Source organism: Streptomyces sp. NPDC050423, from assembly GCF_040655445.1.
GTDB lineage: Bacteria > Actinomycetota > Actinomycetes > Streptomycetales > Streptomycetaceae > Streptomyces.
On record NZ_JBFAJY010000006.1, the window covers coordinates 105929 to 129086 of the forward strand.

At 67.2% G+C, this 23158-nt stretch carries 24 protein-coding genes and 2 pseudogenes; 18 read left to right on the plus strand and 8 right to left on the minus strand.

The features are described 5' to 3' along the window. Positions 1–83 precede the first annotated feature (83 nt). Positions 84–515 carry a hypothetical protein gene (locus AB0I52_RS07005; RefSeq protein WP_363069701.1) on the minus strand — a complete coding sequence of 144 codons (432 nt, stop codon included), beginning with the start codon at positions 513–515 and terminating at the stop codon, positions 84–86. Positions 516–591: 76 nt separating this feature from the next. Between AB0I52_RS07005 and AB0I52_RS07010 the strand changes: the two genes are divergently transcribed. Continuing rightward, entirely contained in the window at positions 592–984 is a 393-nt protein-coding gene (locus AB0I52_RS07010) for a hypothetical protein (protein WP_363069703.1), read from the plus strand. 179 nt (positions 985–1163) lie between these two features. Beyond that, positions 1164–1697 carry a hypothetical protein gene (locus AB0I52_RS07015; protein ID WP_363069705.1) on the plus strand — a complete coding sequence of 178 codons (534 nt, stop codon included), beginning with the start codon at positions 1164–1166 and terminating at the stop codon, positions 1695–1697. 699 nt (positions 1698–2396) lie between these two features. Here AB0I52_RS07015 and AB0I52_RS07020 read toward each other — a convergent pair. Continuing rightward, positions 2397–3188 (minus strand): class I SAM-dependent methyltransferase, encoded by a 792-nt coding sequence (locus AB0I52_RS07020; RefSeq protein WP_363069707.1) that lies wholly within the window; start codon positions 3186–3188, stop codon positions 2397–2399. Positions 3189–3447: 259 nt separating this feature from the next. Between AB0I52_RS07020 and AB0I52_RS07025 the strand changes: the two are divergent. Together AB0I52_RS07025 and AB0I52_RS07030 are read left to right on the plus strand one after the other, a co-directional pair. Then, positions 3448–3564: pseudogene (locus tag AB0I52_RS07025) on the plus strand (hydroxymethylbilane synthase); the annotation flags it as partial. Between the two features lie 644 nt (positions 3565–4208). Beyond that, on the plus strand, positions 4209–4565 hold the full coding sequence (locus AB0I52_RS07030; RefSeq protein WP_363069709.1) for a hypothetical protein: 357 nt from the start codon (positions 4209–4211) through the stop codon (positions 4563–4565). Here AB0I52_RS07030 and AB0I52_RS07035 read toward each other — a convergent pair. Continuing rightward, the gene (locus AB0I52_RS07035; protein WP_363069711.1) at positions 4552–4983 is read right to left on the minus strand and encodes a hypothetical protein; all 432 of its coding nucleotides are present in this window, start codon (positions 4981–4983) and stop codon (positions 4552–4554) included. The two genes, AB0I52_RS07030 and AB0I52_RS07035, sit on opposite strands and share 14 nt — an antisense overlap. Before the next feature lie 305 nt (positions 4984–5288). Here AB0I52_RS07035 and AB0I52_RS07040 point away from each other — a divergent pair. Then, positions 5289–5429, plus strand: a pseudogene (locus AB0I52_RS07040) (FAD-dependent oxidoreductase); the annotation flags it as partial. Here AB0I52_RS07040 and AB0I52_RS07045 read toward each other — a convergent pair. From AB0I52_RS07045 to AB0I52_RS07055, 3 genes are all read right to left on the minus strand, one after another. After that, positions 5395–5778 (minus strand): hypothetical protein, encoded by a 384-nt coding sequence (locus AB0I52_RS07045; protein WP_363069713.1) that lies wholly within the window; start codon positions 5776–5778, stop codon positions 5395–5397. The pseudogene AB0I52_RS07040 and the gene AB0I52_RS07045 overlap by 35 nt on opposite strands. Positions 5779–6020: 242 nt before the next feature. Next, a complete protein-coding gene (locus AB0I52_RS07050) occupies positions 6021–6218 on the minus strand; it encodes a DUF397 domain-containing protein (protein WP_363069715.1) in 198 nt (65 codons plus the stop codon). Positions 6219–6229: 11 nt separating this feature from the next. Beyond that, a complete protein-coding gene (locus AB0I52_RS07055; RefSeq protein WP_363069717.1) occupies positions 6230–7084 on the minus strand; it encodes a helix-turn-helix transcriptional regulator in 855 nt (284 codons plus the stop codon). 255 nt (positions 7085–7339) lie between these two features. On the opposite strand from AB0I52_RS07055, the gene AB0I52_RS07060 reads away from it, so the two are divergent. Next, entirely contained in the window at positions 7340–7843 is a 504-nt protein-coding gene (locus AB0I52_RS07060; RefSeq protein ID WP_363069719.1) for an ATP-binding protein, read from the plus strand. Positions 7844–8024: 181 nt separating this feature from the next. On the opposite strand, the gene AB0I52_RS07065 is transcribed toward AB0I52_RS07060, so the two are convergent. Beyond that, positions 8025–8207, minus strand: a complete 183-nt coding sequence (locus AB0I52_RS07065) for a DUF397 domain-containing protein (protein ID WP_363069721.1) — start codon at positions 8205–8207, stop codon at positions 8025–8027. A gap of 446 nt (positions 8208–8653) precedes the next feature. After that, positions 8654–9502 carry a C40 family peptidase gene (locus AB0I52_RS07070; RefSeq protein WP_363069723.1) on the minus strand — a complete coding sequence of 283 codons (849 nt, stop codon included), beginning with the start codon at positions 9500–9502 and terminating at the stop codon, positions 8654–8656. Positions 9503–10294: 792 nt separating this feature from the next. On the opposite strand from AB0I52_RS07070, the gene AB0I52_RS07075 reads away from it, so the two are divergent. From AB0I52_RS07075 to nuoL, 12 genes are read left to right on the plus strand one after another with little or no spacing between them, the layout of a single operon-like run. Then, on the plus strand, positions 10295–10654 hold the full coding sequence (locus AB0I52_RS07075) for an NADH-quinone oxidoreductase subunit A (RefSeq protein WP_123460983.1): 360 nt from the start codon (positions 10295–10297) through the stop codon (positions 10652–10654). A gap of 18 nt (positions 10655–10672) precedes the next feature. After that, entirely contained in the window at positions 10673–11227 is a 555-nt protein-coding gene (locus tag AB0I52_RS07080) for an NADH-quinone oxidoreductase subunit B (RefSeq protein WP_024491742.1), read from the plus strand. After that, positions 11224–11937, plus strand: a complete 714-nt coding sequence (locus AB0I52_RS07085; protein ID WP_363069725.1) for an NADH-quinone oxidoreductase subunit C — start codon at positions 11224–11226, stop codon at positions 11935–11937. Before AB0I52_RS07080 ends, AB0I52_RS07085 begins: the two co-directional genes overlap by 4 nt. Continuing rightward, positions 11937–13259, plus strand: a complete 1323-nt coding sequence (locus AB0I52_RS07090) for an NADH-quinone oxidoreductase subunit D (protein ID WP_362960490.1) — start codon at positions 11937–11939, stop codon at positions 13257–13259. The genes AB0I52_RS07085 and AB0I52_RS07090 overlap by 1 nt, the downstream gene beginning before the upstream one ends. Before the next feature lie 29 nt (positions 13260–13288). Then, positions 13289–14104, plus strand: coding sequence for an NADH-quinone oxidoreductase subunit NuoE (nuoE, locus tag AB0I52_RS07095; protein ID WP_363069885.1), 816 nt, complete (start codon positions 13289–13291; stop codon positions 14102–14104). Next, positions 14101–15468 (plus strand): NADH-quinone oxidoreductase subunit NuoF, encoded by a 1368-nt coding sequence (gene nuoF / locus AB0I52_RS07100; RefSeq protein WP_363069727.1) that lies wholly within the window; start codon positions 14101–14103, stop codon positions 15466–15468. The genes nuoE and nuoF overlap by 4 nt, the downstream gene beginning before the upstream one ends. Continuing rightward, positions 15465–17996: an NADH-quinone oxidoreductase subunit G gene (locus tag AB0I52_RS07105; RefSeq protein ID WP_363069729.1), complete on the plus strand. Its 2532-nt coding sequence runs from the start codon at positions 15465–15467 to the stop codon at positions 17994–17996. Before nuoF ends, AB0I52_RS07105 begins: the two co-directional genes overlap by 4 nt. Then, entirely contained in the window at positions 17993–19396 is a 1404-nt protein-coding gene (gene nuoH, locus AB0I52_RS07110; RefSeq protein WP_363069731.1) for an NADH-quinone oxidoreductase subunit NuoH, read from the plus strand. Before AB0I52_RS07105 ends, nuoH begins: the two co-directional genes overlap by 4 nt. Continuing rightward, positions 19389–20111 (plus strand): NADH-quinone oxidoreductase subunit NuoI, encoded by a 723-nt coding sequence (nuoI, locus tag AB0I52_RS07115; protein ID WP_363069733.1) that lies wholly within the window; start codon positions 19389–19391, stop codon positions 20109–20111. The genes nuoH and nuoI overlap by 8 nt, the downstream gene beginning before the upstream one ends. Further along, the gene (locus AB0I52_RS07120; RefSeq protein ID WP_363069735.1) at positions 20108–20938 is read left to right on the plus strand and encodes an NADH-quinone oxidoreductase subunit J; all 831 of its coding nucleotides are present in this window, start codon (positions 20108–20110) and stop codon (positions 20936–20938) included. Before nuoI ends, AB0I52_RS07120 begins: the two co-directional genes overlap by 4 nt. Continuing rightward, on the plus strand, positions 20935–21234 hold the full coding sequence (gene nuoK / locus AB0I52_RS07125; protein WP_362960508.1) for an NADH-quinone oxidoreductase subunit NuoK: 300 nt from the start codon (positions 20935–20937) through the stop codon (positions 21232–21234). The genes AB0I52_RS07120 and nuoK overlap by 4 nt, the downstream gene beginning before the upstream one ends. 15 nt (positions 21235–21249) lie before the next feature. Continuing rightward, positions 21250–23157, plus strand: coding sequence for an NADH-quinone oxidoreductase subunit L (gene nuoL, locus AB0I52_RS07130; protein ID WP_363069737.1), 1908 nt, complete (start codon positions 21250–21252; stop codon positions 23155–23157). Position 23158: the final 1 nt, after the last annotated feature.

A 23158-nucleotide genomic window follows, 5' to 3' on the forward strand; every position in this document is an offset into this window, starting at 1 on the left:
GAATGTGCGGCCGGGATGGGGTGCCTTTCGGCCACCGCGTATGGGTGCCGCTTGGCCTGCTTGGTCGATCGGGAAATCGACTCCTATTTCGTGCCGATGAGTAGTTTGGGCATGGGATATTTTTCTTCATGTTCGTTTCGCTCTGTGCGCGCGCGAGTAAGGGAACCGTGTTTCGGGAAGAGGTGAGCCTCCGGGAAGGGGACATTTTCCTGGCCATGTGCGAACCCATTCAGCCCGATGTCTTCTACCGGAAAAGTTCGAAGAGAGATACGTGGAGAACCCGCCTGGTGGAACATACCGTGACAGTCATCCCAATTCAGAGTCCGACTGCAATCCGCGGCGATGCCGGCGAAAGCAATCAGTCCGAAAGATGCAGCGCCGGCAAATCCAAATGTTTCATGGCTGAGACCTGCCACGACAGGTGCGAGATCGACGCTGATATCGGGAAGGGCGGGTACCCCCGTGCTGAGAAGATCAGGAATGGTGGCGATTGCGACACTGGTTCTCCTCGCCATGGCCCTTACCTCATGCAGGGGGCCGTATCCGAGTTCGGTGAGGTTCGGGTACCGATGGGACGACCACGGGAACGTCGTGATTGCCTACCCCATCTGTCCGGCGGGTAAGGTATCCGGTGCCAAAATCACTGTGCTTAAGGTGCACAAAGGAAAGGGGAGTTTCGAAACGCTGTGGAGCGCCAAGGATTCTACTTCCAGTGAGGTGGCGCAAGGAGTCTTCACGGTGGGGACATCAGATAGCTTCCGCCTTAAAGGGAAACCCCTTACCAAGAAACTCCCCGAGGGCTTCTACGTTGAAGTCGCCGAAATCACCCGCCAAGGCAAGTATGATCTCTCCAGAGATAGCTGGATAGACCAGTCAGTTCGACCATCCTCACCCCTGAAGGCTGGGGAGTACCTGACGTCGGACGGAAAGATCGTCAGCCGGAAATGGGTGAACGACCAGGTGAAATGTGAAAGCGCATCCTGAGTCCGTTGATCGGGCACCTTTGCCCGCCGGTACGGCAGTCGGGTCCCTTGCGCGGGACGCCAACTCATTTGATCGCCTACAAACCTCGCCTCTCCCCGGCGAGGGCGGGTCCACCCACTGATCCACGTGAGCGGGCACTTACTATTTTGAATAATTTTACAGCCGTCACCCAAAAAGGCATGAAATTCTACAGCAAGGTGCGCTACCTGGGCCTGGCTGCGACCGTTGCAATGTTCGGGGTAGGGGCGTTCGTTGCACTAGTTCCAGGGAAAGTGGAGGAATCATTGATCAATAGGTCACTCACAGGTGGAACCCTTAGCGTGACGATTGCCTGGATGGCATGGGTACTCGCCGTTCGCCCCCAGATAACGCTGTCCGAAAGATCGATCAAAGTGCGAAATTGGGTAACGGAGAGCGTTATCCCCTACGGACAAATAAACAGAGTGAGCGTCAGCAACGGGCTGACCTTCAAACTCAGAGACGGTAGCGAAATCAGGGGACGCGTGGTGGGCACCTCGATGATTGGCCAGCTCGTTGGTTATCCATCAGCCAAGCTGATCAGGCGTGAAATTCTCCCATTTATGAGCAATGCTGATCCTCACGGAAACGAAAGGATACTTCAGACCTTTTCCTTGTCTCTGAGAGTTCCACTGGTTGTCGCAGCGCTTCACACGCTACTGTACGGATTCTCAAGATACATCTTCCACGTGTAGCGACGAACCGTCATGACATCGACAGGGCGCGATAAAATACTGCGCCGGTGTTCCTGGCCCGTCCTTTGTGGCGCATTGGTTGCCCCGTTCGGAATTGGCATGGCAGCAGTGGTGTGCAAGGTTACTTCGGTCAATGGGTTCAGGATCAGCCGGCAAGGAATCCCCGTCTTCTCCGGAGGTAAGAATGTGCGAAATGATCCTTGCGGCTCGAACCTCGCACTCTGTCAATTACGGAGAGCTAGTCATAGGGGTAGTTGTCGCCATTATTGGATCCCTCTTGGCGTTTAACATTCGAGGCTGCGCCGAGGTGGCTGCCGATTTCTTGGGGGATAAGGTGTTCTCGGCCTTCCATCACAATGACATCATCTTGAGGCTTCCTGCCGCATTCGCTGCGATAGCGGGAGTCGCATTCGCTTTGGCGAACATGAAAGTCCTATTCTTTGGGTTCTAGCTCTCCAGCCTCGATCGTTCATGAGTCCTCGTCAGTGTGCTGACGGGGACTCTGTGTTTACGAGGTACGGTCTTTTCGGGGCTGGGGCACGTTGACAGCCGGTTGTCGCGTCGGACGGGCGCCGGGCGGGCAAGGGCGGAACGCACGCCCGGCGCCGGTGTCAGGCTCCCCGCACATAGCTATTCAGTGGGGTTGAGCGGTGTGATCACTTGGTGGCGATGTCATTCTCGGTCGGCGCCGCGGCTGGGTCATCCTGGCTTGACCGCCAGTGTCGCAAAATAGCTCGACATGTATGGGGCGGATGCGTTGGACTGGTCCGGTGCTTCTGCGAAGCCGGTGAGGAAGAACCCCGCGGCGAGTTGCCCGCCGATCTGGGCGGTGAGGGTGTGGCTGTATTCAAGAGCGGCATCCGCGCCGAACTTCGTGGCGCGTTCCTCGGCGGAGTAGTGCGTGACGTCGCTGTAGGGCAGCTTGTGCACGACGACCAGCTCGCCGCGCTCGTCGAGGGCCTCGTGGTCGAACAAGTACACATCAGGGTTGAGGAAGCCCACGAGCAGAGTTCCGCCCGGTCGCAGGACGCGGAAGCACTCACGCCACACCGGTGCCAAGTCGGGTGCGAACAGGTTCGAGACCGGGTGGAATACGACGTCGAATGTTGCGTCGCCGAAGGCGCTGAGGTCGCGCATATCGCCCAGGACGGTGCGCAGTTCGAGTCCGTTGCGCTCCGCCACCATCCGGTCCTGGCCGAGCTGGCGGGGCGAGTTGTCGAACACGGTGACCCGCGCCCCTGCGGCGGCGAGGATCGGGCCCTGCTGGCCACCGCCGGAGGCCAGGCACAACACGTCCTTGCCGGTCAGGTCCGTCGGCAGCCAGGAGCGGTCGACCGGCTCACGCCCGATGAGGACAATCGACCAGTCGCCCGTGCGGGCGCGCTCGACGTCCTCAGCACTCACCGGCCTCGACCACTCGTTGCCCTCCTGGGCGTACTTGTCCCAGGCTGCCCGATTGTGGGCACCGGGGTCGACGACACGGTCCTGCACGTTTAACTCCCTGCGCTACAGCCAAGCGGGCACCAGCGGTACCGACAGTTCGGCGCCGCCAGCCAACACGATCACAGGTGCGGGCTCAACGAAATTAGCGGGCGTCGAGGCGCCCACGGCCCGGAACGCATGGCTGAGCCGGCAAAGCTCTGCCATCCAAGATTCCTCAACCCTGGTCAGGCCAGGTACGCCGAGGAAGATCACTTGTCACCGGACAACTGTCACTCGAGTGATGTGCCCGCCGATCGGCGCGGGAGTCCTCAACGCCCACGCGTGGGCCGGCCTCTCGAACCCGTGACCCGCGGCCCTCGGCACGGCCGTCGCAGTCAGCCTGCTGTGTCAGGGCGTGCATGAGCTGATCGACGGCATCGCGCACCGAATCCCCCGTGCGTCGGCGACGTGGGCGTCAGGGCCAGTTGGAGCAGGGGCGTACGTGCCATTCGATGTGGCGCCCCTTGCGGAGCAGAAGCGTGAACCCGCAGGCCTCGTCTCGATGGAGTGCCCCGAGCGCCTGTACGCCAGCCGCCTTGGTCGGCCCAGTAGAGCGCCCGTGCCGCTTCACGTGGGGTCAGCCCGAGTACGTGGTGCGCGCGGAGTTGGACGCGGATGACGCGGATGGCTTCGCGGGGGCGGGCAGGACGCGGAGGTCGACCGGTTCCGGGACGCAGCCGGCGGCGGGGAAGGCCAGAGCACTTCGAATCGGTATCCGTGTGCGACGCGGGCCTCCACGGGGGTGGGGCGGGGCGGCGACGCACGCATGGTCGGGGGTCCGATCGCGGTGAGGCACACAACGTGCCCGCGTGCAGGGGGAGGTGGCGCGCCGAGGGGGGCGGGTGTGTGGTGGGCTCGATACGTTCTTCGCCGAGCTCGGACCCGAGCGCGTCGCCGAACTGGTCGCGGTGAGCACGGATATGGGCCCGGCCTTCGCCAAGAGCGTCCGCAAGGAAGACCACGACCCGCAGACCGTGATCTGCATCGGCCCCTTCCGCGCCGTCAAGCTCGTCGGGGAGGTCACTGGACGTGGTGCACCGCGAGGTCTGGAACGAGACGCGGCAACTACCCGACCCCGCAGCGGCGAAGAAGTTCAAGGGCGCCCGCTGGATCCTGCTGGAGAACCCGGAGGACCTCACCGACGACCAGGCCGCGACCCTGCGCAGTCAAGCGCAAGGCCGGCCGATCTGGCGGGCGGGCCTACCGCCTCAAGGAGTCTTCCACGCTGTCTTCGCCGACGGTCCGGACGCCGACGAGGCAGGTGAGGCACGCGAGTTGACCGAGCGCCGGGTATCCAAGGCCCAGCGAGAGCCGCATTTCGGGGGTCACTCCACTTTCGGGGTGTCCGGCCCGTCTCACTCGCCTGCGGCGGTCATGGGCAGTTAAAACCGTTCGGGGCCACGGTGCAGCTCACTTGCCAATTGGTCCAGGAGCCGTCGGGGTAGCGCATTCGGAACCAGTAGTTGTCGTCGCCGCCGATAGCCGCGATGGTGAAGGCCAAGGGGTTGTTCTGCAAATAGCTGATCTCGATGTGGCTCTGCACCCACCCGCCCATGGACACCCACCCGTTCCAGGAGCCGTCTGTACGGGTCCAGTTCGTCCACACCGCGTGATCGGAGCCGACGACGAACTCCTCCTTCGTCCCGTTGGGGAACTTCGTCGTCGTGATGTTGTAGTCGCAGAAGTATTTCTGCCCCTTGGTCGTGCAGTAAGACGCCGCCTGTGCCGGTGCCGCCGCGACACCCACCCCGGCGAAGGCGGCCAGGGCCGCAACTGCCGCGAGGGCACTCCTGAATCTACGCATGTCCATGTTCCTTTGCTGAGTGGCGTGGTCGTGCCGGGGAAGGGGGCGAGCCAGCGCCCCGACGTCCCCTGGAGAGTCAACATTCTCGGCCCCGCCGCTAACGTCCCGCTAATGTGTCCCGTCGGCGATTCGCTTCCGCCCGCGCGGACGAGCACTCCCGCGAGTCGCGGGGATGCTCCGTGAGCCTGACCTGGCGCTTTCACGAAGCGGGCTGTCCGACCGGTGGGCGCTGGGAAGAGAACCCCGGACTCCTGGTCGGCTACGGACGCCGAAGTCCCCAATCCCTGCGAGCGCGAACCGAGGGCATGGCCACCCAGCGCGGTCTCATGTACCCGCTGCTGATGAAGTTCACCCTGAAGATGCTGGCCAACCTGACCGACCCGACGGGTGGCGATGCGATGGACCGGATCATCAATGGCCTGACGAAGTTGGGCCCGCGGGCCTGAGTGTGAGGTGCAGCAGCGGGCGTACGTGCCACTCGATGTGGCGCCCCTTGCGGAGCAGGAGAGTGAATCCGCAGGGCTCGCCACGATGGAGTGCGCCGAGCGCCTGCACCCAGCCGCCCTGGTCCGCCCAGTAGAGCGCACGCGCCGCTTCGCGCGGGGTCAGCCCGAGGACGTGGCTCGCGCGGAGCTGGACGCGGATGACGCGGATCGCTTCGCGGGGGCCGGGCAGGACGCGGAGGTCGACCGGTTCCGGGACGAAGCCGGTCGCGGGGCCGTACCGGAGCACTTCGAACCGGAAGCCGCGTTCGACGTGGGCCTCCACGGAGGTGGGGCGGGGTGACGTACGCATGGTCGACCGTCCGATCGCGGTGTGGGGGCGCGCGGCCCGCAACTGACCTGAATGTGCGCAGAGTTAATGCGCCTCTTGGCGCGGTTGAGCGGTGCGCTCGACCGGGATGGCGACGTACGGTGACGGTAGCGCCACCCGGTCTTGCGGCGCAACCATGCCCCGGAGCATGTATGTGTTCGAGGCGTGCGGAAGCCCCCCGCCGCTGGGCAGGGGGCTCTCGTGGTCGATGCGGCTGAAGGTTCCTACTGGGCGAAGTGGTCGAACTCGCCAGCCTTGACTCCCTTGATGAACGCGGCGAACTTGGCCCGGCTCGTGGTGGTCACGGCGCCGGGATCGTCGCTCTCGCGCATCAGGATCTGTTCTGCGTCCTGGGCCACCTCGACGCACTGCTCTCCGCCGCCGGAGAACGACGACTTCTGCCACCTGATTTCAGTGTTCATGCCGCGGATTATCACAGGTCGCGAGTGAGGTGGTGAATGAAGCTCCGCGACTCCTCGGGGTCCAGGCCGACCTGCTCCGCGTAGTCGAGTTGAAGGCGGTACCGGTGCAGATCGGCCCTGGCGTCCAGTTGGACGCCTTTGAACGGGGCGTCGATGTGGACGGTGTCCAGGTGTGGCGTGACCCCGCCCGCGTACAGCACGGTCTGTGTCACTTCGACGAACCTCTCGCTCGCGAAAGGGATCACGCGCACAGTTATCGACGGGCGGTCCGACGCCTCCAGGAAGCGCTCCAGTTGGGCCCGTGCGACCTTTCGGCCGCCGACCCGCATCCGGAGGGCTGCCTCATGGACGATGACGTCGAATTTCGGCGGCTTCTCGCGGTCGAGTACCGCGCCCCTGCGCATGCGGTGCTCGACCCTCGCCTCCACTTCGTCCTCGGGGAGCTTGGGCAGCACGCCTTCGAACAGTGCGCGCGCGTACTCAGGGGTCTGGAGCAGCCCCGGCAGCGTCATGGCCTGGAGGCAGCGGAGGTAGCTCGCGTGGTGTTCCAGCTCCGCGACGTTCAGGAAGCCCGGCGCCAGCACGCCACGGTACTCGTCCCACCAGAACTGGCCCCGATGCTCCCGCGATATGGCGCATAGCGCCTCGATCAACGCGGCGTCGTCGCAGGCGTAGAAACTGGCCAGGCGGCGGATTCGCTCCTCGCTGATGCCGATACGGCCCGATTCTGTGTGGCTGATCTTCGCCTGGTCGGTCGAGATGAGCGCGGCGGCCTCGCGGGCGGTCCGGCCGGCCTGCTCACGCAGCTTCCTCAGCTCGCAGCCCAAACGTGTCTGGCGCGCAGTCGGGTTGTCCCTTGGTGGCATGTCACCATCCTTCGCTCGTGTGCAGTCTCGCGTGCCGGGGTTATGACGGTCCACCCGATCGCGTGAAAAGGCAGGGGCAATCTTGCTACGTGGCTATCTTGCTCTCTATGGTCCCACTGGTAGGTGCTCAAAGGCGTTGTTGCTCGAAGTGCAGTCATCCATAGGCAAGTTGATTGTCCGCCGGATCGACCGATGTCACGAGCAAGACCCACTGCGCACCACCCCGGAGACCCGCACCCGTAGGGAGACCGCGCCATGACCTCCGTAACCGTTCCGCCCCCGCCCGCCCCGTACCTCCCGCAGCGCGGCGAGCGCTACCGGCTCGTCGCGCCCAACACCCCGGCCGCACCCCGCGTCGCGCGGGACTTCGTGGGCGCGCTGCTGCGGACCACCGAGCACCCGGGGCTGGTCGACGATGCCCGGTTGTGCGTGAGCGAGGTGGTGTCCAACGCGCACTGCCACACGCGGTCAGCGCGCATCCGGGTCGACGTGATGGTGAGCCGGTGTCAGGTGATGGTCTGTGTGACCGACGACGAACCGGGCCGGCTGCTGAATCCGGGCACCGCTCCCGACGCGGAGAGCGGGCGCGGACTCGTCATCGTCGAGAGCCTGGCCGGGCGGTGGGGGACCACGACGCGCGGCGGGCGGGTGCGGAACGCGAAGACCGTCTGGTTCGTCCTCGTCGAGCCGGGGCTGTATGCGGAATGTGCGATGCGCGAGGGGGATGAACTCCTGCGCGGTATCCGTCTGAAGCAGTGAAGCGCGGCCTGGCCTACTCCGGACGGGCCCGGCAGACTCCCGGCGTCATCCCGCCGGTCAGGAGTGTCGCCGTTCTCCCACAGGAACCGATGCGTGCGGCTCAAGCATGCTCCGTGGCATGTACGTATGCGAGACGCACGGGAGCCCCCGCAGGTTCGGCAGTCTGTGGGGGCTGACGGCCCTACTGGGTGAAGTGGTCGAACTCGCTGGCCTTGACGCCCTTGATGAACGCGGTGAACTTGGCGCGGCTGGTGGTGGTCACCGCGCCGGGATCATCGCTTTCGCGCATCATGATCTGCTCGGCGTGCTGAGCCACCTCGACGTACTGCTCTCCGCCGCCCCGGAAATGGACGACTTCTGCCACTCGATCTCTGTGTTCATGCAGCGGAGTATCACGGGTCCCGGGTGACGAGGGCGAAGATGCCCAGCGTCACGGAGAGCACGGCCGACCGGCCGCGTAAGGGCGTGCGGGGTGGCGGCCGGTGGCGGGGCTGGTGACCGTCGTGGGCATGGCGGGGCCGTCCTGTGTTCGCCGGGCCGGGGGCTGTTCGCTCCAGTTCACAAGCGCACGCGGCCGGTGTCCGGCAGGTTTGCGACGTCAACGTCTTCCGTCGGGGGTGAGGTCGGGTTCCCGCCGGAAACGTCCGCCGCGAACGCCGACGGCGAACACGACCGGCGACCTCGGCCACAAACGCCGAAGAGCCGCGGCTCCCGAGCGGGGGAGCGACGGCTCTTCGAGGTGCGCCGAGGCGCTTGTGAATCCGTGAACTCAGAGGTGCGGCCCGGTGGGCGCGGCTCGGAGGACCTGGCTCAGAGGATGCGGACCGCACCCGTCGGCATGTCGTAGTCCAGCGGGCGCTGCACCACACCGGTGGAGGAGTTCTGCGCGCCGACGAACTGGCCGCCGCCCACGTAGACCCCGACGTGGTACGCGCTGCCCGCGCTGCCCCAGTACAGGATGTCGCCCGGCTGGAGGTTGCCGAGCCCGACCTGGGTGCCCGCGGTCGACTGGCTCTGCGAGACGCGCGGCAGGTCGACGCCCACCGTGCGGAACGCGGCCTGGACGAGGCCGGAGCAGTCCCACGAGTTGGGGCCGGTGCCGCCGGGTACGTACGCGTCCCCGACCTGCATCTGCACGAACGACACGACGGCGGCCGCGGAGCCCGTGGCCGAGGAGGAGACCGGTGCCGAGGTGGTCGACGCCGAGGAACCGGACGAGGAGGAGCCCGAGGAGGAGCCCGAGGGGGCGCTGAGCGTCGTGCGCTCGGCGGTGCGGGAGGCGCGCTCGGCGGCCTCCGCCTTGGCCTTGGCGGCCGCTTCGGCCTTCTTCTTGGCCTCGGCCTTGCGGACGGCCTCGGCCTTGGCCTTCTTGGCGGCCTTGGCGGCGGTCGTGGCCGCGGCCTCCTCGTGGGCCTGCGTCTCCAGGTCCAGGGCGACCTGCTGCGTGGCCTCGGCGGACGCCGCGACGGTGGTGGAGAGGCCGGCCGTGATGGTGGGCATCTCGATGGTCTGGGTCACCGGCTCGGCCTGGGCCGGACCGGCAGCGCCTGCGACCGCGATGGTGCTGAGGACGCCACTGGCAACTCCGGCCCGCAGCGCCGATTTCGAGGCGCTCTGGCGGGGCTTCCGGTGGCTGGGTATGAGAGCGGTGTGGGACATGGGTACTACCGCTATCAGGGCCTCAGGGGTCCCATCAAGAAACGTGTGTTGCGACACAGTTACGTCCGGAATCTGCGAATCCGCTTCCTGGTGGCCTTTATTGACGCCGTAACGGGCAAATCGGACGGACGTGATCAAGGTCGTGATCACGGGTTTTCGGCAATACGCCCGAATTGCCCGTCACCTACCATCCGTTCACGCCATTGGCCAGGTCCGCTTATGTGGCGGGGGTGGTCGAGTGACGCAGGTCACAGCATGGTCTCGGTGTGATGGGCATACGAGCACCTCGCGCGAGGGGTGGGTCGTGAGCGCGGAACTGGCGGCGTGCGATGGCCTTTTCGTCCGGAAGGGTGCTGATGTCTGGATGCTTCCACTTCGTGCCCGGCGACTCTCTCCCGGATGCCCCCGGGGGGATCCCCTGGTCACCCCAGACCGGGGCAGATCCCTATATCACCGCATCGCGTCCATCGCCAATTTGTCTGCAGCCACCACGGCTTGATAGGGCGACACCTCTTTGACCAGCGGTAACGGCACCGAATGTCACGTCTCGTGATCACTCGGCCGCTTCGTGTACGAAGATCACCGCTCATCCGACTTCATGATCGTTCGTCAGGTGGTGGAGATCACAAAGGCGTTGTCGCACCCCGTGTCGCAGATCACAGGACCTCGGGCATAGGATGCGGGGCAGTCGGGCTTGTGAACTGCCTCACATGTGCACGATCTTGGTGAGGTGGCGAGCCAGATTGCCCGATGCGGTCCAACGGTCAAGGACGACTGGAAGGAGCGAGGAGCGTGAATGCCTACGCGCCCATCCTCGTGCTCGGCGCCCTCGGGGCAGGGTTTGCGATCTTCTCCGTGGTCAGTGCCACGCTTATCGGCCCCAAGCGGTACAACCGGGCAAAGCTCGAAGCGTACGAGTGCGGTATCGAACCCACACCCACTCCAGCCGGAGGCGGCCGCTTCCCGATCAAGTACTACCTGACGGCGATGCTCTTCATCGTCTTCGACATCGAGATCGTCTTCCTCTATCCCTGGGCGGTCACTTTCGACGCCCTGGGGATTTTCGGGCTCGTCGAGATGCTGCTCTTCGTGCTCACCGTCTTCGTCGCCTATGCGTATGTATGGCGTCGTGGCGGCCTGGAATGGGACTGAGGGGCTGAGGGGCACACCATGGGACTCGAAGAGAAGCTGCCCAGCGGCTTCGTGCTGACCACTGTCGAGCAGGCCGCCGGCTGGGTACGGAAGTCGTCCGTATTCCCCGCCACCTTCGGCCTCGCCTGCTGCGCCATCGAGATGATGACGACCGGGGCCGGTCGTTACGACCTGGCCCGGTTCGGGATGGAGGTCTTCCGCGGATCGCCGCGGCAGGCGGACCTGATGATCGTGGCAGGGCGGGTCAGTCAGAAGATGGCGCCCGTTCTGCGGCAGGTCTATGACCAGATGCCGAATCCCAAGTGGGTCATCTCCATGGGGGTTTGCGCGTCATCGGGCGGGATGTTCAATAATTACGCCATTGTTCAGGGTGTTGATCATATTGTCCCGGTTGACATCTATTTGCCGGGTTGCCCGCCGCGTCCCGAGATGCTGATCGACGCGATCCTCAAGCTCCACCAGAAGATCCAGGGCTCCAAGCTCGGGGTCAACGCGGAGGAGGCCGCCCGCGAGGCGGAGGAAGCGGCGCTCAACGCACTGCCCCTGATCGAGATGAAGGGGCTCCTGCGATGAGCGACCAGGAGCAGAACGCCAACGGCGTCCCCTCCCCGCGCGACGAGCACGGCGAAGTCATCGGCGTACGCAAGGGCATGTTCGGCGCCGGCAACAGCGGCGACACCTCCGGCTACGGCGGGCTCATCCGCACGGTCGCCCTGCCGGGCGCCACCTCGCGCCCGTACGGCGGCTGGTTCGACGAGGTGGCCGACGAGCTCGAAGGGGCCCTGGAGGAACAGGATCTCCTCCCGGCCAACGCCATCGAGAAGACCGTCGTGGACCGCGACGAGCTGACCTTCCACATCGCCCGCGAGCACCTGCTCACCGTCGCCAGGACCCTGCGCGACGACCCGGCACTGCGCTTCGAGCTCTGTACGGGGGTGAGCGGCGTCCACTTCCTCGGTGACAAGGGACGTGAGCTGCACGCCGTCTACCACCTGCGCTCCCTCACCCACGGCCGGCTCATCCGGCTGGAGGTGTCCGCGCCGGACAGCGATCCGCACGTCCCGTCCCTCGTCGCGGTCTACCCGACCAACGACTGGCACGAGCGCGAGACCTACGACTTCTTCGGGCTCATCTTCGACGGGCACCCGGCCCTCACCCGGATCATGATGCCGGACGACTGGCAGGGCTTCCCGCAGCGCAAGGACTACCCGCTCGGCGGCATCGCCGTCGAGTACAAGGGCGCCCAGATCCCGGCTCCGGACCAGCGGAGGTCGTACTCCTGATGACCACTCCCCACGCGACACCCCGCGCGACCACCGAGGGGACTGTATATACAGTCACCGGCGGCGACTGGGACGAGGTCGTCCAGTCGGCGGCCGCCTCCGACGACGAGCGCATCATCGTCAACATGGGTCCCCAGCACCCGTCCACGCACGGTGTGCTCCGGCTGATCCTGGAGATCGACGGCGAGACCGTCACCGAGGCCCGCTGCGGCATCGGCTACCTCCACACCGGCATCGAGAAGAACCTCGAATTCCGGAACTGGACGCAGGGCACCACCTTCGTCACGCGCATGGACTACCTGACGCCGTTCTTCAACGAGACGGCGTACTGCCTGGGGGTGGAGAAGCTCCTCGGCATCGAGGACCAGATCCCCGACCGGGCCACCGTCCTGCGCGTGCTGCTGATGGAGCTCAACCGGATCTCCTCGCACCTGGTGTGCATCGCCACCGGCGGCATGGAGCTCGGCGCCACGACGATCATGATCTACGGCTTCCGCGATCGTGAACTCGTTCTCGACCTCTTCGAGCTGATCACCGGCCTGCGGATGAACCACGCGTTCGTCCGGCCCGGCGGACTCGCCCAGGACCTGCCCGCGGGCACGGTCGACCACCTGCGCGAGTTCGTGAAGACCATGAAGAAGAACCTGCCGGAGTACGACAAGCTCGCCACCGGCAACCCCATCTTCAAGGCCCGTATGCAGGACGTCGGCTACCTCGACCTGAGCGGCTGCATGGCGCTCGGCGCCACCGGTCCCGTCCTGCGCTCCGCCGGGCTCCCGCACGACCTGCGCAAGACGGACCCCTACTGCGGGTACGAGGACTACGAGTTCGACGTCCCCACGGCGGACAGCTGCGACTCCTACGGCCGCTTCCTCATCCGTCTCGAGGAGATGCGCCAGTCGCTGCGGATCGTCGAGCAGTGCATCGACCGGCTCGCCCCCGGCCCGGTCATGGTCGCCGACAAGAAGATCGCCTGGCCCGCGCAGCTCGCGCTCGGACCGGACGGACTCGGCAACTCGCTCGACCACATCAGGAAGATCATGGGCACCTCCATGGAGGCCCTGATCCACCACTTCAAGCTGGTGACCGAGGGCTTCCGGGTCCCCGCCGGGCAGACGTACACCGCGGTCGAGTCGCCCAAGGGCGAACTCGGCGTGCACGTCGTCTCGGACGGCGGCACCCGCCCCTACCGGGTCCACTTCCGCGACCCGTCCTTCACCAACCTCCAGGCCATGGCGGCGATGTGCGAGGGCGGCCAAGTGGCCGACGTCATCGTCGCCGTCGCGTCCATCGACCCCGTGATGGGAGGCGTCGACCGGTGACCGAAGCACGTAGCGAAGTCAGTCTGGGGATGCCGCAGCTCCCCGCCCCCGCCTACCCGGCCGAGGTGCGCGCCAGGCTCGAAGCGGACGCGAAGGAGGTGATCGCCCGCTACCCCGGCAGCCGCTCCGCGCTGCTGCCGCTGCTGCACCTCGTGCAGTCGGAGGAGGGGTACGTCTCCCGTACGGGCATGGCGTTCTGCGCCGAGCTGCTCGGCCTCACCACGGCCGAGGTCACCGCGGTCGCCACCTTCTACACGATGTACCGCCGCAGGCCGAGCGGCGACTACCAGGTCGGCGTCTGCACCAACACGCTCTGCGCGGTGATGGGCGGCGACGCGATCTTCGACCGGCTCAAGGACCACCTAGGCGTCGGCAACGACGAGACGACCGAGGACGGCAAGGTCACCCTCGAACACATCGAGTGCAACGCGGCCTGCGACTTCGCGCCCGTCGTGATGGTGAACTGGGAGTTCTTCGACAACCAGACGCCCGAGAGCGCGACGCGGCTCGTCGACGACCTGATCGCCGGCCGCACCGTCGAGCCGACCCGCGGCGCCCCGCTGTGCTCGTACAAGGAGACCGCCCGGATACTGGCCGGTTTCCCCGACGAGCGCCCCGGTGCCGTCGAGGCCACCGGCGGCGCCGGCCACGCCTCGCTGATCGGCCTGAAGCTGGCCAAGGGCGAGGCCACACCGCAGCCTCGTGTCGTGAGCCCGCGCGGCGAAGCCCCGCGCGACGAACCGGACAAGGGCGCCGAGCACCTCAGCTCCCATGACGCACCACAGCAGACCTCGGCATCCGACCCGGACAACCCGGCCGGTCCCGCTGCCGAGGAGGGGGAGTGATGACGTTGGCCGCCGAAATCGACAAGAACGGGACCAGTCCCGAGAAGCTTCTGGCACCGGTCCTGTCCGCCTTCTGGGACGAGCCCGAGTCCTGGACCCTGGAGACGTACCGCCGCCACGAGGGGTACGAGGGACTGCGCAAGGCCCTGGCCATGTCGCCGGACGACCTCATCGCGTACGTCAAGGACTCCGGTCTGCGCGGCCGCGGCGGCGCGGGCTTCCCCACCGGGATGAAGTGGCAGTTCATCCCGCAGGGCGACGGCAAACCGCACTACCTGGTGGTCAACGCCGACGAGTCGGAGCCCGGGACCTGCAAGGACATCCCGCTCCTCTTCGCCAACCCGCACAGCCTCATCGAGGGCATCGTGATCGCCTGCTACGCGATCCGTTCGTCGCACGCGTTCATCTATCTGCGCGGTGAGGTCGTCCCCGTGCTGCGGCGGTTGCACGAGGCCGTACGAGAGGCGTACGAGGCGGGTTATCTGGGGACGAACGTCCTGGGTTCAGGGCTCGATCTGGAACTCACGGTGCACGCCGGTGCCGGCGCGTACATCTGTGGTGAGGAAACCGCGCTGCTCGACTCTCTCGAAGGGCGGCGTGGCCAGCCCCGGCTGCGGCCCCCCTTCCCTGCGGTCGCCGGTCTGTACGCCTGCCCCACTGTGGTGAACAACGTCGAGTCCATCGCCTCGGTTCCCGCGATCCTGAACAAGGGCAAGGACTGGTTCAAGTCCATGGGCAGCGAGAAGTCCCCGGGCTTCACGCTCTACTCGCTCAGCGGACACGTCTCGGGCCCCGGCCAGTACGAGGCCCCGCTCGGCGTCACCCTGCGCCAGCTCCTCGACATCAGCGGCGGCATGCGCCCCGGCCACCGGCTCAAGTTCTGGACCCCGGGCGGCTCCTCCACCCCGATGTTCACCGAGGAGCACCTCGACGTGCCCCTCGACTACGAGGGCGTCGGCGCCGCCGGCTCCATGCTCGGCACCAAGGCGCTCCAGTGCTTCGACGAGACGACCTGCGTCGTGCGGGCCGTCACCCGCTGGACCGAGTTCTACGCCCACGAGTCCTGCGGCAAGTGCACGCCGTGCCGTGAGGGCACCTACTGGCTCGTCCAGTTGCTCCGCGACATCGAGGCCGGCAAGGGACAGATGTCCGACCTCGACAAGCTGAACGACATCGCCGACAACATAAACGGCAAGTCGTTCTGCGCCCTCGGCGACGGCGCCGCCTCACCGATCTTCTCCTCGCTCAAGTACTTCCGTGAGGAGTACGAGCAGCACATCACGGGCAAGGGCTGCCCCTTCGATCCCGCCAAGTCGACCGTCTGGGCCGACGACAAGAACGCTCACCGGGGGGTGAACGCATGACAGTCACCACGAGTGCGCCCTCCGGGGGCGGCGAGGCGGCTCTCCCGCCCGAGGACCTCGTCACGCTGACCATCGACGGCATCGAGATCAGTGTGCCCAAGGGCACCCTGGTCATCCGGGCCGCCGAACTCCTCGGCATCGAGATCCCGCGCTTCTGCGACCACCCGCTCCTCGACCCGGCCGGCGCCTGCCGCCAGTGCATCGTCGAGGTCGAGGGCCAGCGCAAGCCGATGGCGTCCTGCACCATCACCTGCACCGACGGCATGGTCGTCAAGTCGCAGATCACCTCGCCCGTCGCCGACAAGGCGCAGCGCGGTGTGATGGAGCTGCTGCTCATCAACCACCCGCTGGACTGCCCGGTCTGCGACAAGGGCGGCGAGTGCCCGCTGCAGAACCAGGCGATGTCGCACGGCGACGCGACCTCCCGCTTCGACGGGAAGAAGCGGACGTACGAGAAGCCCGTCCCGATCTCCACCCAGGTGCTGCTGGACCGGGAGCGGTGCGTGCTCTGCGCGCGCTGCACCCGGTTCTCCAACCAGGTGGCGGGCGACCCGATGATCGAGCTGATCGAGCGCGGGGCGCTCCAGCAGGTCGGCATCGGCGAGGGCGACCCGTTCGAGTCGTACTTCTCCGGCAACACGATCCAGATCTGCCCGGTCGGGGCGCTGACCTCGGCGGCGTACCGGTTCCGCTCCCGTCCGTTCGACCTGGTGTCGACGCCCTCGGTGTGCGAGCACTGTGCGGGCGGCTGCGCCACCCGCACCGACCACCGGCGCGGCAAGGTCATGCGGCGGCTCGCCTCCAACGACCCCGAGGTCAACGAGGAGTGGCTCTGCGACAAGGGCCGCTTCGGCTTCCGCTACGCCCAGCAGCGCGACCGGCTCACCACCCCGCTGGTGCGGGGCGAGTCCGGTGAGCTGGAACCGGCGAGCTGGCCCGAGGCGCTTGAGGTGGCCGCCGCCGGACTCTCCGCCGCACGCGGCCGGACCGGAGTCCTCACGGGCGGCCGGCTGACCGTCGAGGACGCCTACGCGTACAGCAAGTTCGCCCGGGTCGCCCTGGACACCAACGACATCGACTTCCGGGCCCGGGTGCACAGCAGCGAGGAGGGCGACTTCCTGGCCGCACGCGTCGCCGGTCGCGGACGCGACCTGGACGGCGCCGGGGTCACGTACACCTCGCTGGAGAAGGCGCCGGCCGTACTGCTGGTCGGCTTCGAGTCCGAGGAGGAGGCGCCCGGCGTCTTCCTGCGGCTGCGCAAGGCCAACCGCAACCACGGACAGCGGACCTTCGCCGTCGCCTCGCACGCCACCCGCGGGCTCACGAAGGCGGGCGGCACGCTGCTGCCCGCCGCCCCCGGTACCGAGACGGAGTGGCTGGACGCGATCGCGGGCGGTGTCGGCCTGGACGGCGACGGCGCGTCCGCCGCCGAGGCGCTGCGCGGCGACGGCGCCCTGATCGTGGTGGGGGAGCGACTGGCCGGCGTGCCGGGCGGTCCGACCGCCGCGGTACGGGCCGCGACCGCCACCGGCGCCACCCTGGTGTGGATTCCCCGGCGGGCCGGCGAGCGCGGTGCGGTGGAGGCGGGCGCACTCCCGTCGCTGCTGCCCGGCGGCCGCCCGTCCACCGACCCGCGGGCCCGGGACGAGGTGGCGGCCGTCTGGGGCGTCGCCGAACTCCCGTCCCGGTTCGGCCGCGACACCGGCCAGATCATCGAGGCCGCGGCCACCGGCGAACTGGGCGCACTGCTCGTCGCCGGGGTCGAGACCGCGGACCTGCCCGATCCGGACCGGGCCCTGGAGGCCCTGGACCGGGTCGGCTTCCTGGTCTCGCTGGAGCTGCGCCCCAGCGAGGTCACCGACCGCGCCGACGTGGTGTTCCCGGTGGCCGCGGTCGCGGAGAAGTCCGGCACCTTCCTCAACTGGGAGGGCAGGGCGCGGATGTTCGAGGCCGCGCTGAAGCCGGAGCAGATGGCCCGGCCCCTCGCGCCGGGCGACGCCCGGGTGCTGCACATGCTGGCCGACGCGCTGGCCCGCGCCGGAGGCGCTGATCGGATCAGTCACTTCGCGCTGCCGGACCTGAAGTCGGTGCGCCGCGAGCTGGACCGCCTCGGCGGCTGGCAGGGCACGCACGCGGACGACCCGCGCGAGCCCGCCCAGCCGCTGCCCCGGCCCGGCGACGGCGAGGCGGTCCTCGCGGGCCACCGGATGCTGCTCGACCTGGGCAGGCTCCAGGAGGGCGATACGGCGCTGGCCGGGACCCGGCACGCGGCGGTCGCCCGGCTCTCCGCCGTCACCGCCGCCGAGACCGGTGTCAAGGACGGCGATCTGCTGGCCGTCAGCGGCCCGGCGGGCAGTGTCGAACTCCCGCTCCAGGTCACCGTCATGCCGGACCGGGTGGTCTGGGTGCCGCTGAACTCCGTCGGACGGGGTGTGCCGGCCGGGACCGGCGCCCGGCCCGGCGGTCTGGTGCGGATCGGTCCCGCCGCACCGGGTACTCCCGACGTCACACCGGAGGTGCGAGCGTGACTGCCCTCGCTCAACTGGCCGCGGCCCCGCACGGTGCGGTGCTCGCCGCCGAGGACCTGTCGATGTTCGGCACCGACCCCTGGTGGCTGGTCGTCGTCAAGGCGGTCTTCTGCTTCGCGTTCCTGATGGTGACCGTGCTGTTCTCCATCGTGTGGGAGCGCAAGGTCGTCGCCTGGATGCAGCTGCGCATCGGTCCCAACCGGCACGGCCCCTGGGGCATGCTCCAGTCGCTGGCCGACGGCATCAAGCTGATGCTGAAGGAGGACCTGGTCGTCAAGCGGGCGGACAAGGTCGTCTACATCCTCGCCCCGATCGTCGCCGCCGTACCGGCGTTCATGGCGATCGCGGTGATCCCGTTCGGCCCGCCCGGCAACGAGGTCTCGATCTTCGGGCACCGTACGGCGATGCAGCTCACCGACCTCCCGATCGCGATGCTCTACATCCTCGCGGTCGCCTCGGTCGGGATCTACGGCATCGTCCTGGCGGGCTGGTCCTCCGGATCGACGTACCCGCTGCTCGGCGGCCTGCGCTCGTGCGCGCAGATGATCAGCTACGAGATCGCGATGGGCGCCGCGTTCGCCTCGGTGTTCCTCTACTCCGGGTCGATGTCGACCTCGAAGATCGTGGAGGCGCAGCAGGACCGCTGGTTCATCCTCCTGCTGCCGGTCTCGTTCATCATCTACATCATCACGATGGTCGGTGAGACCAACCGCGCCCCGTTCGACATGCCGGAGTCCGAGGGCGACCTGGTCGGCGGCTTCAACACCGAGTACTCGTCGATCAAGTTCGCGATGTTCATGCTCGCCGAGTACGTCAACATGGTCACCGTCTCCGCGGTCTCCATCACCCTGTTCCTGGGTGGCTGGCGGGCCCCGTGGCCGATCAGCACCTTCTGGGAGGGCGCGAACCACGGCTGGTGGCCGATGCTCTGGTTCGTCCTCAAGGTCCAGCTGCTGCTGTTCTTCTTCATCTGGCTGCGTGGCACGCTGCCCCGGGTCCGCTACGACCAGCTGATGAAGCTGGGCTGGAAGGTCCTGATCCCGGTCTCCGTGGTCTGGCTGATGCTGGTCGCCACGGTGCGGGCGCTGCGCAACGAGGGCTACGACTACTCGAAGATCCTGCTCTACGTGGCCGGGGCCGTGATCGCGATCCTGCTGATCTCCTTCGTCGTGGACATGTTCCGCGACAAGAAGGGCCGGGCCGCGGAGGCCGAGGCGGAACCGGAGCCGGCGTTCGACCCGATGGCGGGCGGATTCCCGGTGCCACCGCTGCCCGGACAGACCCTGCCGCCGGTGCCGCGGCGTGTGCCGCGCCGTGAGCGGGAGCTCGTTGTCAGTGGTGGCGCGGATACTCAGAGTGACGGAAATCCGAGTGACGGAAAGGAGGCCGACCATGTCTGAACTGCCTGAGTCGCGGGGGTCCGAGAGGCCGCCGAAGGCCACCGGGCCGACGGGGTCGAGCGTGTCTTCCGGGGGCACGGGGACCGGCGGGTCCGCCCAGTCCCCGCAGTCCTCGGACGACAAGTTCCAGAATCCGGTGGCCGGCTTCGGCGTGACCTTCAAGGCCATGTTCAAGAAGCGGCTGACCGAGCAGTATCCGGAGACGCCGAAGGTGACGGCGCCGCGCTTCCACGGCCGGCACCAGCTCAACCGCCATCCGGACGGCCTGGAGAAGTGCATCGGCTGCGAGCTGTGCGCCTGGGCCTGCCCGGCGGACGCGATCTACGTCGAGGGCGCGGACAACACCGAAGAGGAGCGCTACTCCCCGGGGGAGCGCTACGGCCGCGTCTACCAGATCAACTACGCGCGCTGCATCCTCTGCGGACTGTGCATCGAGGCCTGCCCGACCAGGGCGCTGACGATGACCAATGAGTTCGAGCTCGCCAACACCACCCGCGAGAGCCTCATCTACACCAAGGACGAGCTGCTCGCGGGCCTGGAGGAAGGCATGGTCGAAAGCCCGCACGCGATCTTCCCCGGCACGGACGAACAGGACTACTACCGGGGCCTGGTGACCGAGGCCGCCCCCGGTACGCAGCGCCAGGTCGCCGTCTCCAAGGGCGAGAAGCCGTCCGGCAGCGAGAGCAACGGCTCCGCGCAGGAGGTGGACGCATGACCGGCCTGGCCGCCGCGGCCTCCCAGACCTCGACCGGCGAGGCCTTCCAGTTCTGGGTGCTCGGCACCGTCGCCGTGATCGGCGCGCTGTCCACCGTACTGATGAAGAGGGCCGTGCACAGTGCGCTGAGCCTCGCCGGGACCATGATCATCCTGGCGGTCTTCTACCTCGCCAACGGCGCCTACTTCCTGGGGATCGTCCAGGTCGTCGTCTACACCGGCGCGATCATGATGCTGTTCCTGTTCGTGGTCATGCTCGTCGGTGTCACGGCGGCGGACTCGCTGAAGGAGACCCTCAAGGGCCAGCGCTGGATGGCCGTCGGCTGCGGGCTCGGCTTCGGTGTCCTCCTGATCGCCGGCATCGGCAACGCCTCGCTGAACAGCTTCAACGGGCTCGGCGCCGCCAACGCCGAGCACGGCGGGAACGTGGAGGGGCTCGCCAGCCTCATCTTCACCAGGTACGTCTTCGCCTTCGAGATCACCGGCGCCCTGCTGATCACGGCGACCGTCGGCGCGATGGTGCTCACCCACCGCGAGCGCACCGAACGGGCCAAGACCCAGCGGGAGATGTCCGAGGAGCGCGTACGCAGCAGCCATCTGCCGCCGCTGCCCGCCCCCGGCGTCTACGCCCGGCACAACGCCGTGGACATCGCCGGTCTCCTCCCCGACGGCACACCGTCCGAACTCACGGTGATGCAGACGCTGCGCAAGCGCGGCCAGATGCGCGATGTCTCCGAGGAGTCGCTGGCCGAGCTCAAGGCGCTCGAACAGCGCTCCGGCGAACGGCTCGGCCGGGACAACACCGAAGACGAGGAGGTCGCCAAGTGAATCCGGTCAACTACCTCTATCTCGCCGCACTGTTGTTCACCATCGGCGCGTCCGGGGTGCTGGTCAGGCGGAACGCGATCGTGGTGTTCATGTGCGTGGAGCTGATGCTCAACGCCTGCAACCTCGCGTTCGTCACCTTCTCCCGCATGCACGGCAACCTCGACGGCCAGATCATCGCCTTCTTCACGATGGTCGTCGCCGCCGCGGAGGTCGTCGTCGGGCTCGCGATCATCGTGTCGCTGTTCCGTTCCCGCCACTCGGCCTCGGTCGACGACGCCAGCCTGATGAAGCTGTAAGGGGCGCTGGACCCAATGAACGCAGAGAACCTGATTGCGCTGCTTGTCGCGGCGCCCCTGCTCGGAGCGGCGGTGCTGCTCTGCGGCGGCCGACGCCTTGACCGTGTGGGCCACTGGCTGGGCACCCTGTTCGCCGCCGCCTCCTTCGTCATCGGCGCGGTGCTCTTCTTCAACATGCTGGGGAAGGGCGTCGCCGACCGGGCGCTGCACCAGAAGCTGTTCAGCTGGATTCCGGTCGAGGGCTTCCAGGCCGATGTGGCCTTCCAGCTCGACCAGCTGTCGATGACGTTCGTGCTGCTGATCACCGGTGTGGGCACGCTGATCCACATCTACTCGATCGGCTACATGGCGCACGACGAGCGCCGGCGCCGCTTCTTCGGCTATCTGAACCTGTTCCTCGCGGCGATGCTGATCCTGGTCATCGCCGACAACTACCTGCTGCTGTACCTCGGGTGGGAGGGCGTCGGTCTGGCGTCGTACCTGCTCATCGGCTTCTGGCAGCACAAGCCCAGCGCTGCCACCGCCGCGAAGAAGGCTTTCCTGGTCAACCGGGTCGGCGACATGGGCCTGTCGATCGCGATCATGCTGATGTTCACCACCTTCGGCACCTTCGCCTTCGGCCCCGTCCTGCACGCCGCCGACGCCGGCCAGGCGAGCGAGGGCAAGCTGACGGCGATCGGCCTGATGCTGCTGCTCGCCGCCTGCGGCAAGTCCGCCCAGGTGCCGCTGCAGTCCTGGCTGGGCGACGCGATGGAGGGCCCGACCCCGGTCTCGGCCCTGATCCACGCCGCCACCATGGTGACCGCGGGCGTCTACCTCATCGTCCGGTCCGGCGCGATCTTCAACGCCGCCCCGGACGCACAGCTGGTCGTCGTGATCGTCGGTGCGGTCACGCTGATCTTCGGGGCGATCGTCGGTTGCGCGAAGGACGACATCAAGAAGGCCCTCGCCGGCTCGACGATGTCGCAGATCGGCTACATGATCCTGGCCGCCGGGCTCGGCCCGATCGGCTATGTCTTCGCGATCATGCACCTGGTGACGCACGGCTTCTTCAAGGCCGGGCTCTTCCTCGGCGCCGGTTCGGTCATGCACGGCATGAACGACGAGGTCGACATGAGGAAGTACGGCGGCCTGCGGAAGTACATGCCGGTGACCTTCGTCACCTTCGGCCTCGGCTACCTCGCGATCATCGGCTTCCCCGGACTGTCCGGCTTCTTCTCCAAGGACAAGATCATCGAGGCGGCCTTCGCCAAGGGCGGCACCGAGGGCTGGATCCTCGGCGCGGTCACCCTCCTCGGCGCCGCGATCACCGCGTTCTACATGACGCGCGTGATGCTGCTGACGTTCTTCGGTGAGAAGCGCTGGCAGCCCGACGCCGAAGGACATGCGCCGCATCCGCACGAGTCCCCGAAGTCCATGACCATCCCCATGATCGTCCTGGCGTTCGGCTCGGTCTTCGCCGGAGGCTTCTTCTCCATCGGCGACCGCTTCCTGCACTGGCTGGAGCCCGTCACCGGCCACAGCCACGGCGACGCCCCGGTCAGCGCGACCACCGTCACCGCCGCCACCATGGTGGTGCTCGTCATCGGTGTCGGCATCGCCTGGATGATGTACGGGCGCAAGCCCGTGCCCGCGGTCGCCCCGCGCGGCTCGCTGCTCACCCGGGCCGCCCGCCGCGATCTCCTCCAGGACGACTTCAACCACGTCGTCCTGGTCCGCGGCGGCGAGCACCTCACCCGCTCCCTGGTCTACGTCGACCACACCCTGGTCGACGGTGTCGTCAACGGCACGGCCGCCTCGATGGGCGGGCTCTCCGGCCGGCTGCGCAAACTGCAGAACGGCTACGCCCGCTCCTACGCGGTCTCGATGTTCGGCGGTACGGCGGTCGTCATCGCCGCGACCCTGCTGATGAGGGCGGTCTGAT

Excerpts from the sequence above, each read along its gene's own strand:
- AB0I52_RS07005 (WP_363069701.1), bottom strand. The coding sequence starts at position 515 with ATGGCGAGGAGAACCAGTGTCGCAATCGCCACCATTCCTGATCTTCTC.
- AB0I52_RS07015 (WP_363069705.1), top strand. The coding sequence starts at position 1,164 with ATGAAATTCTACAGCAAGGTGCGCTACCTGGGCCTGGCTGCGACCGTT.
- AB0I52_RS07035 (WP_363069711.1), bottom strand. The coding sequence starts at position 4,983 with ATGCGTAGATTCAGGAGTGCCCTCGCGGCAGTTGCGGCCCTGGCCGCC.
- AB0I52_RS07045 (WP_363069713.1), bottom strand. The coding sequence starts at position 5,778 with ATGCGTACGTCACCCCGCCCCACCTCCGTGGAGGCCCACGTCGAACGC.
- AB0I52_RS07050 (WP_363069715.1), bottom strand. The coding sequence starts at position 6,218 with ATGAACACTGAAATCAGGTGGCAGAAGTCGTCGTTCTCCGGCGGCGGA.
- AB0I52_RS07055 (WP_363069717.1), bottom strand. The coding sequence starts at position 7,084 with ATGCCACCAAGGGACAACCCGACTGCGCGCCAGACACGTTTGGGCTGC.
- AB0I52_RS07060 (WP_363069719.1), top strand. The coding sequence starts at position 7,340 with ATGACCTCCGTAACCGTTCCGCCCCCGCCCGCCCCGTACCTCCCGCAG.
- AB0I52_RS07070 (WP_363069723.1), bottom strand. The coding sequence starts at position 9,502 with ATGTCCCACACCGCTCTCATACCCAGCCACCGGAAGCCCCGCCAGAGC.
- AB0I52_RS07080 (WP_024491742.1), top strand. The coding sequence starts at position 10,673 with ATGGGACTCGAAGAGAAGCTGCCCAGCGGCTTCGTGCTGACCACTGTC.
- AB0I52_RS07085 (WP_363069725.1), top strand. The coding sequence starts at position 11,224 with ATGAGCGACCAGGAGCAGAACGCCAACGGCGTCCCCTCCCCGCGCGAC.
- AB0I52_RS07090 (WP_362960490.1), top strand. The coding sequence starts at position 11,937 with ATGACCACTCCCCACGCGACACCCCGCGCGACCACCGAGGGGACTGTA.
- nuoE (WP_363069885.1), top strand. The coding sequence starts at position 13,289 with ATGCCGCAGCTCCCCGCCCCCGCCTACCCGGCCGAGGTGCGCGCCAGG.
- AB0I52_RS07105 (WP_363069729.1), top strand. The coding sequence starts at position 15,465 with ATGACAGTCACCACGAGTGCGCCCTCCGGGGGCGGCGAGGCGGCTCTC.
- nuoI (WP_363069733.1), top strand. The coding sequence starts at position 19,389 with ATGTCTGAACTGCCTGAGTCGCGGGGGTCCGAGAGGCCGCCGAAGGCC.
- AB0I52_RS07120 (WP_363069735.1), top strand. The coding sequence starts at position 20,108 with ATGACCGGCCTGGCCGCCGCGGCCTCCCAGACCTCGACCGGCGAGGCC.
- nuoL (WP_363069737.1), top strand. The coding sequence starts at position 21,250 with ATGAACGCAGAGAACCTGATTGCGCTGCTTGTCGCGGCGCCCCTGCTC.